General features: G+C 66.7%; 7 protein-coding genes. 3 read left to right on the forward strand and 4 right to left on the reverse strand.

All coding sequences use genetic code 11. The features are described 5' to 3' along the window. Nucleotides 1–105: 105 nt before the first annotated feature. Nucleotides 106–3702 carry a methionine synthase gene (metH, locus tag NFL01S_RS23825; protein ID WP_062978494.1) on the reverse strand — a complete coding sequence of 1199 codons (3597 nt, stop codon included), beginning with the start codon at nucleotides 3700–3702 and terminating at the stop codon, nucleotides 106–108. A 255-nt stretch (nucleotides 3703–3957) separates the two neighbouring features. Between metH and NFL01S_RS23830 the strand changes: the two genes are divergently transcribed. Next, a complete protein-coding gene (locus NFL01S_RS23830; protein WP_062978495.1) occupies nucleotides 3958–4845 on the forward strand; it encodes a PAC2 family protein in 888 nt (295 codons plus the stop codon). 30 nt (nucleotides 4846–4875) lie between these two features. Here NFL01S_RS23830 and NFL01S_RS23835 read toward each other — a convergent pair whose 3' ends face one another. Beyond that, the gene (locus NFL01S_RS23835) at nucleotides 4876–5181 is read right to left on the reverse strand and encodes a hypothetical protein (protein WP_062978552.1); all 306 of its coding nucleotides are present in this window, start codon (nucleotides 5179–5181) and stop codon (nucleotides 4876–4878) included. Between the two features lie 212 nt (nucleotides 5182–5393). Between NFL01S_RS23835 and NFL01S_RS23840 the strand changes: the two genes are divergently transcribed. Next, nucleotides 5394–6626, forward strand: coding sequence for an XRE family transcriptional regulator (locus NFL01S_RS23840; RefSeq protein ID WP_307615782.1), 1233 nt, complete (start codon nucleotides 5394–5396; stop codon nucleotides 6624–6626). A gap of 38 nt (nucleotides 6627–6664) precedes the next feature. Here the strand turns inward: NFL01S_RS23840 and NFL01S_RS23845 are convergent, their stop codons facing one another. Together NFL01S_RS23845 and NFL01S_RS34705 are read right to left on the reverse strand one after the other, a co-directional pair. Then, nucleotides 6665–7186: a M15 family metallopeptidase gene (locus tag NFL01S_RS23845; RefSeq protein WP_062978553.1), complete on the reverse strand. Its 522-nt coding sequence runs from the start codon at nucleotides 7184–7186 to the stop codon at nucleotides 6665–6667. Nucleotides 7187–7386: 200 nt separating this feature from the next. After that, nucleotides 7387–7722, reverse strand: coding sequence for a hypothetical protein (locus NFL01S_RS34705; RefSeq protein ID WP_245670844.1), 336 nt, complete (start codon nucleotides 7720–7722; stop codon nucleotides 7387–7389). 266 nt (nucleotides 7723–7988) lie between these two features. Between NFL01S_RS34705 and NFL01S_RS34710 the strand changes: the two genes are divergently transcribed. Continuing rightward, the coding region (locus NFL01S_RS34710; protein WP_218019630.1) for a helix-turn-helix domain-containing protein at nucleotides 7989–8488 on the forward strand (500 nt) is incomplete at its 3' end.

The following is an 8488-nucleotide window of genomic DNA, read 5'->3' on the forward strand; positions in this document are numbered from 1 at the left end:
GATCACGCACCGGTCACCTGCGGTTTCCGCGGGGGAACCCGGCCGTCGACGCAGTAGCGACCTACAAATGTGACCACAATCACATCGCCTGGGTGTTTAGCCGGCTCAGGCGTTGAAGTATTTCGCCTCCGGATGCAGCAGGACGAACGCATCGGTGGATTGTTCGGGATGCAGCTGCAACTCCTCCGACAACGTGACACCGAGCCGCCCGGCATCGAGCAGGTCCACCAGTTTGGCGCGGTCCTCCAATTCCGGGCAGGCACCGTAACCGAACGAGTAGCGGGCGCCGCGGTAACCCAGTTTGAAGTACTCGGTCACATCCGCCGGATCGGATTCGGCGATGGCGTGCCCCTCGAGGGTGAGTTCCTCGCGGATCCGGCGATGCCAGTACTCGGCGAGTGCCTCGGTGAGCTGGACGCCGATACCGTGTACCTCCAGGTAGTCCCGGTAGTTGTCGGCGGCGAACAGCTCGTTCGCGAAATCGGCGATCGGCTGTCCCATGGTGACGAGCTGGAACGGCAGCACATCGACCTGTCCCGTCTCGCGGGCGTACTCGCGTGAGCGGATGAAATCGGCCACGCACAGGAACCGATCGCGCTGCTGACGTGGGAAGGTGAAGCGGTACCGTTGCGGCGCATCAGGTTCCGGTTCGGCGAGCACGACCACATCGTCGCCCTCGGACACCGCCGGGAAGTAGCCGTACACCACCGCCGCATGCTGCAGGACGCCTTCGGTGCTGAGCCGGTCCAGCCAGGCCCGCAGCCGCGGCAGGCCATCGGACTCCACGAGTTCCTCGTAACTCGGCCCTTCACCGCCGCGTTGCCCCCGCAGCCCCCACTGGCCGAGGAACAGGGCCCGCTCGTCCAGCAGACCCGAATACTCCTGTACCGGCAGCCCTTTCACCACGCGAGTGCCCCAGAACGGCGGCACCGGAACGGGGACATCGGCGGCCACATCGGACCGTTCCGGGACCACGATCGGGGTTTCCTCGGCCCGGCGCTGTTCGGCGATCCGCCGCGAACGTTCGTGGCGGGCTTTCCGTTCGGCGGCCTTACGCCGCCGTTCCTCCGCCTCCGGGCTGTCCGGGCCGGGTCCGGCCCCGCGTTTGACGGCCATGATCTCGTCCATCAACCGCAGCCCTTCGAAGGCATCGCGTGCGTAGTGCACATCGCCCTCGTAGACATCGGTGAGATCGTTCTCCACATAGGAGCGGGTGAGCGCGGCGCCACCGAGCAGCACCGGGAACTGTTCGGCCACTCCCCTGCTGTTGAGTTCCTGCAGGTTCTCCTTCATCACCACAGTGGATTTCACCAGCAGGCCCGACATTCCGATCACGTCGGCCTTTTTGTCCACCGCGGCGTCGAGAATGCTGGCGATGGGCTGTTTGATCCCGAGGTTCACCACCTCGTAGCCGTTGTTGGACAGGATGATGTCGACCAGGTTCTTGCCGATATCGTGCACATCGCCCTTGACCGTGGCCAGCACCACGCGCCCCTTACCGCTGTCGTCGGTGGCCTCCATATGCGGCTCCAGATGTGCCACCGCCGCCTTCATCACCTCGGCCGACTGCAGCACGAACGGCAGCTGCATCTGCCCCGACCCGAACAGTTCGCCGACGGTCTTCATCCCCGACAACAGGGTTTCGTTGATGATCTTCAGCGGCGGCACCTCGCGCATCGCCTCGTCGAGGTCGGCGTCCATCCCGGCACGTTCACCGTCGACGATGCGCCGCTCGAGACGTTCGAACAGCGGCAGCGCGGCCAGTTCGTCGGCGCGCGAGGCCCGCGAATCGGCCGTCGACACGCCCTCGAACAGTTGCATGAGCTTCTGCAGCGGGTCGTAGCCGTCGCGCCGCCGGTCGTAGACCAGGTCGAGGGCGGTCTCGCGCTGCTCGTCGGGGATCCGGCTCATCGGCAGGATCTTGGAGGCGTGCACGATGGCACTGTCCAGCCCGGCCTGCACGCATTCGTGCATGAAGACCGAGTTCAGCACCTGGCGCGCGGCGGGGTTCAGGCCGAAGGAGATATTCGACAGGCCCAGCGTGGTCTGCACACCGGGGTGGCGGCGTTTGAGTTCACGTATGGCCTCGATGGTTTCCAGGCCGTCGCGCCGCGATTCCTCCTGGCCGGTACCGAGGGTGAAGGTCAGGGTGTCGATGATGATATCGCCGATCTGCAAGCCCCAGTTGCCGGTGATATCGGCGATCAGCCGTTCGGCGATGGCGACCTTGTGCTCGGCGGTCCGCGCCTGACCTTCCTCGTCGATGGTCAGCGCCACCACCGCGGCGCCGTGTTCGGCAACCAGGCTCATGATCTGATGGAACCGGGAGTCCGGCCCGTCGCCGTCCTCGTAGTTCACCGAGTTCACCGCGCAGCGGCCGCCGAGGTGCTCGAGCCCGGCCTGCAATACGGGCGGCTCGGTGGAGTCGAGCATGATCGGCAGGGTGGAAGCGGTGGCCAGCCGGGAGGCCAGCTCCGACATATCGGCGCTCCCGTCGCGGCCGACGTAGTCGATGCACAGGTCGAGCAGATGGGCGCCGTCGCGGGTCTGGTCCTTGGCGATATCGAGGCATTTGCCCCAGTCCTGGGCCAGCATGGCCTCCCGGAACGCCTTCGACCCGTTGGCGTTGGTGCGCTCGCCGATCATCAGCACGCTGGCGTCCTGCTCGAACGGCACCGCGGTGTACATGCTGGAAATACTCGGTTCCGGCTGCGGGGTGCGGCGTTGCCCGATCGGCGGCAAGCCGGGTTCGACCTCGCGGACGGCTTCGGCGACCTGCCGGATGTGCTCCGGAGTGGTGCCGCAGCAGCCGCCGACCAGGGCCAGGCCGTAGTCGGCGACGAAACCGCGCAGCGCCGCGGCCAGCTCGTCGGGGGTGAGCGGGTACTCGGCGCCGTTGGCCCCGAGTACCGGCAGGCCGGCATTGGGCATCACGGAGACGGGAATCCGGGCGTGCTGCGACAGGTAGCGCAGGTGTTCGCTCATCTCGTCCGGGCCGGTCGCGCAGTTGAGCCCGATCAGGTCGATTCCCAGTGGTTCGAGCGCGGTGAGCGCCGCCCCGATCTCACTGCCGACCAGCATGGTGCCGGTGGTTTCGACGGTGACGTGGGTGATGATCGGGATGCGGCGTCCGGCCTGTTTCATGGCCCGGCGGGTGCCGTTGACCGCCGCCTTGACCTGCAGCAGGTCTTGGCAGGTCTCGATGAGTACCGCGTCGGCGCCGCCGTCGAGCATGCCGAGCGCGGCCTCGGTGTAGGCGTTGCGCAGGCTCGCATAGGGGGCATGGCCCAGGGTCGGCAGTTTGGTGCCCGGGCCCATCGAGCCGAGGACGTAGCGGGGCACCCCGTCGGCGCCCGGACCCATCTCGTCGGCGACCTCGCGGGCCAGCCGGGTTCCTTTCTCCGACAGATCCCGGATCCGGTCGGCGATATCGTAGTCGGCGAGGTTGGGCAGGTTGCAGCCGAAAGTGTTGGTTTCCACGGCGTCGGCACCGGCCTCGAAATAGGCGCGGTGGATATCGCGCAGCACCTCGGGACGGGTGTCGTTGAGGATCTCGTTACATCCTTCGAGGCCGCGGAAATCATCGAGGGTGAGATCCACGGCCTGCAACATCGTGCCCATCGCCCCGTCACCGATCACGACACGGCGGCTGAGCGTGTCGAGCAAGGTGGTATCGAACTCGGCGGGGCGGGAGGCAGACATGGATTCCAGAGTAGTGGGCGGCTCCGCGACGATGTTCGCCTAGTTCACACCTGTGGGGGCGGCCACAGTCGGGGCGGCCGCGGCCGGGCCACCCACCGCACCACCGGGGCACGGTCTGTCCGTGACCCGAGACCCGCGCACCGGCGGTGACGAGCCTCTCCGATCACCACCGCGCAGGCCCGGCGACCGGCCGCGACAGGCGCGGGAGGACCGATACTGCGCGCCGGTCACGACCAGCACCGTAGGCTGACTGGGGTGAGCTCGAGTGAATCTCCAGTGGATCGGGAACTGCCCGCGTTGCGTGACCCGGTGCTCGTTGCCGCCTTCGAGGGCTGGAACGACGCTGGTGACGCGGCCAGTGGCGCCGTCGAACACCTGGAGTTGATCTGGGATGCGCGGCCGCTGGCCGAACTCGATTCCGAGGACTATTACGACTATCAGGTGAACCGGCCGATGGTCCGGCAGGTGGAGGGTGTCACCCGCGAGATCGTGTGGCCGGCGACGGTGCTGTCGGTGTGCTCTCCGCCCGGTAGTGATCGCGATGTGGTCCTGCTGCGCGGTATCGAACCCAATATGCGGTGGCGCCGGTTCTGCTCGGATCTCCTGGAGCTCATCGACCAGCTCGGTGTCGAGACGGTGGTCATCCTCGGGGCGCTACTGGCGGATACCCCGCATACCCGGCCCGTGCCGGTGACGGGTTCGGCCTACAGCAAAGAGGCGGCCGAACGGTTCGGTCTGGAGCAGACCCGCTACGAGGGGCCGACCGGGATCACCGGCGTGCTGCAGGACCAGTGCGTGAAGGCCGGGATCCCGGCGGTGTCGTTCTGGGCGGCGGTTCCGCATTACGTCTCCCAGCCGCCGAACCCGAAGGCCACGATCGCGCTGCTGCACCGGGTGGAGGATGTCCTCGATATCGAGGTGCCGATGCGGGAGCTGCCGCAGCAGGCCGAGGAGTGGGAGTCGACGGTGAACGAGATGACCGTCGCCGACGAGGAGATAGCCGAGTACGTGCATTCGCTCGAGGAGCGCGGCGATGCCGCGATCGACGTGAACGAGGTCATGGCCAAGATCGACGGTGATGCCATCGCGGCCGAATTCGAGAAGTATCTGCGCCGGCGGGGGCCCGGCGGCTTCGGACGCTGAGGGGGAACGCCGAGCCGCCGGGCCGCCGGTTCAGCTCGCCACCGACCAGATGCGGGCGGCGGCGTCGTTGGCCAGTTTCGCGATCAGCAGTTCGCGTGGAATGGTCTGGCCGGTGAGGTGATCGAGCGAGGGCACCACCACGTGGTGGGCATCCGCCCGCTGGAGTTCCCGGGTCAGTTCGGCGAATGCCGTTCCGTCACCCGCCTGTGATTCGTGGAATGTCGCGGCGAAGCATAATCCGTGGGCATCGGCCAGCTCACGTAGCGCGGCCTCCATATCGTCGCCGTCGCCCGCGGCCAGATCGTCGCGTAAATACCCATATACCAACGCTTCCACCCGAACCTCCTGAATCCTTCCCCGCACGAGACGGGGAACCATTTCCTGCTCCGGGATCTCCTCCCGCGTTCGCGGGGGTGTTGCTTGAACCGGCACGCAGCCGGTTCGATTCGAGCATGACCGACGGCGAACGCACGCAGAAGAGGTCATGCGGGGGACATCTTCATGCCCTATGCGGTCCACGAAAAGTTTGCTGGTGCAATACTGGCGGCGTGACTGCTGCTGAAGATCGTCCGCTGTGGGCCATCCGGATGCGCTCGGAACGCGATGCGCGTGGGTGGTCACAGGCCGAGGCGGTACGCGCGCTACGCGCCAAATCGTCCCAGAACCTACCGACCGACAGCACCCTGCTACGTAATTGGCGGCGTTGGGAATCGGGCGAATCCCGCCCCGACGATTTCTACGCTCCCCTCATCGCCGCCGCCTTCGATACCGTCGCCGCGGCGTTCTTCCCCAAGGCCCGCCCGAGCCGTGACGACGAATTGCTCACCGCCACCGGGATGGACACGCTCGAATTCATGGGACGGCTACGGATGTCCGATGTTTCGACCGCCACCCTCGACGCCGTCCGCATCACCGCCGAACGCCTCTGCCGCGACTACGCCTCCACCGATGCCCACCAACTGCACCGTGAGGCATCGGGGTGGCTGCGGCGGATCGCGGCCCTGCTCGACAGCCGGCTGACGCTGGCCCAGCACAAAGAAGTCCTGGAACTCGCGGGCTGGGTCGCGCTGCTCCTGGGCTGCCTCGAATACGATCTCGGCCGCCGCGGCGGCGCCGAGGCCACCCGGCGGGCCGCCCGATCCCTCGGCATGGAATCCGGGAACACCGAAATCATCGGATGGAGTTCGGAACTCGCGGCCTGGTTCGCGCTGACCCAGGGCAACAACCGCGGTGTCATCCAGGCTGTCGATTCGGTACCTCCGGAATGCGCCGACAGCGGCGTCGGCGTGCAGCTCGCCGCCCAGCGGGCCAAGGCATGGGCCCGCCTCGGCGACCGCAGCGCGGTGGACGCGGCACTGGCGCAAGGCCGCATGCTGCTGGACCGGCTCGGCCACCCCGAGGACCTGGAGAACCATTTCGTCGTCGACCCGCAGAAGTTCGATTTCTACGCCATGGACTGCTGCCGGGTGGTCGGCGACGATATTCGGGCCGAACGATTCGCCCGTGCCGTCCTGGCCGACTCCACCACCCTGGACGGCACGGTCCGCAACCCGATGCGGGTCGCCGAAGCCCACCTCACCCTGGCGATGGTCGCCGCCCGCGGCCGCGATCTCGAACTGGCGGTTTCGGAGGGGCGGCAAGCCTTCGAATCGAAACGCCGGTCGCTGCCCTCATTGCTGTGCATCGGCGGCGAGGTCGGGCGGGAACTGATGGCACATTTCCCCGACGATCCGCAGACTCAGGAGTACTTGGACGAACTCCGCGCGGTGTCCGGCACCTGAACTAGTCCGTGGGCGCACGCCCGGCGCGGATTCACACCTCAGCGGTGCGCGGCGTCGGGCACCCGGGGCGGACAGGCCGTCCCCGGGATCGTGACCAGCTCGAAATGCCACCATTCGTTGTCGAACGTGCGGCACAGCCCCCACCGGTTGCCGTTGGTCTCCAGCCACGCGGCACCCTCACGCGGCGCGATATCGACGGCCCGGCCGGTGACATGCGTCGACTCCTCCGGCGGCAATACCCAGCGGCGCGCCTCCTCCGGCGTGCCGTAGGTACGCAGCCCGTCCTCCCACATCGCCTGCTGTTCGGCCGGGCTGCGATAACCGGAATTGATCCACATCGGCACACCCGCGGCATGCGCTTCCCGCTCGGCCATGGTGTACGCGAGCGCCAGCAGCGGATCGAGCCCCTCGGTCCCCGCCGCCGCGGTCTCCGTCAGCGGCGGGACTGGGAAAGGTGAGGCGGCGGCTTCGGCGCCACCGAAGGCGAGGGCACCGGCCGCGACCGCCGATACCGCCACCGCGCCGGCACGACCGGCAGATGCTCGCAGGTGGAAGGGCATGCCGATGATCTTATCGACCGCGCTGCTTGCGACCAGCTGCGTTACCGATGAGCTGCACAGATGTGATTCCGCCGGAAGTCCCCCCACTCGGACGGGTGCAGCCTTGGCCGGAACCGCGCCCGATTCAGGGTCATTGTTCGGGCCACCACAGGGCGAGGGTGAGTCCCAGCAGGCCGAGCATGAGCTGCACCAGCGCCATATCAGCCATCCACCTGCCGCTCGCGCTCGGTAATGTTCCCGGGCCAGCGGTGACCGCGCGGGTACAGCCGTATCGGGGTGATGAGGGCGGCGTTATCGGTGACCAGATGCCGGATCGCATCCACGTGCTCGAATCCCGGCACAACTATGGCCGCAGCATCATGCTCCCCCGCATGCCGGGCCAGTGCCAGCGCAGTCACATTCGGCCCCGCGTCTGTGAACACCGTGAACACGAGCCGGTAGCCGTGCCTTTCCGCCAACGCGTACAGGTCGACTACGGAGACCGGAATGTCACGTCGCACCAGCGCGACCGCCTTGGGACGTTCATCGATCGTCACGCGGGTCTCCCGAGTCCGTGCACCAGCGACGTACGGCCGCGGCGATGCATTCCAGTCGCTCGACCGATGGCAGCACCGCTGCCGGCCCGTCCGGGATCCGGGAAGAACCGCGAACCCGTTCCGGTAGCCGCGCCGGGCGCGCACCGAGTGATCGACCATGACCCTGAAACCCGCTGATAGACATGAGTTGTCCACTGCTCCTGGAATAGTCTTGGCAAGCACCCGGCGCAGGGCCCATCAGGGCATCAGCGACCAAACTGTGAATGATGGACCGCCAGTTCGCGGCGTTCCTGGCGTTGAACTGGTGTCTCCCAGTGGTTCTGGGAGGTGGCCTGCGCCGGGTGCGCCCTCAGTACATCGGCAAGTTTGTCGGTTTGGAACCTTCCCATACGACAAAACCAGGAAAAATCTTCGACATTCCAGTTTTGGGCCGTACCAGGTTCCAGCATGGGGGACACTGCATTCCAGTACGAGATGCATCGGGTTCCGACAACGGAGGAACGGGGATGGCAGACAAGGCGACCGACAGCACGTTTGCACGGCGGATGCTGGGTCGGCAGCTACGGCATCTGAGGGAAACATCAGGGGTGAGCGTCGAGACGGCAAAGAAGGCGATCGGAGTCGGGCACCAGACGCTCTGGCGCCTGGAGACCGGCCAATCGACACGAATATCAGCCCTACAAGTACGGGAACTGTGCCGTATCTATAAGGCCCCCAAAGAGGTCGAGGACGTTCTGTTGGATCTGGTCGGTGGACTGTCCTATAA

Source organism: Nocardia flavorosea NBRC 108225 (genome assembly GCF_001613385.1).
In the GTDB taxonomy this organism is placed as follows: domain Bacteria; phylum Actinomycetota; class Actinomycetes; order Mycobacteriales; family Mycobacteriaceae; genus Nocardia; species Nocardia flavorosea.

Excerpts from the sequence above, each read along its gene's own strand:
- metH (WP_062978494.1), bottom strand. The coding sequence starts at position 3,702 with ATGTCTGCCTCCCGCCCCGCCGAGTTCGATACCACCTTGCTCGACACG.
- NFL01S_RS23845 (WP_062978553.1), bottom strand. The coding sequence starts at position 7,186 with ATGCCCTTCCACCTGCGAGCATCTGCCGGTCGTGCCGGCGCGGTGGCG.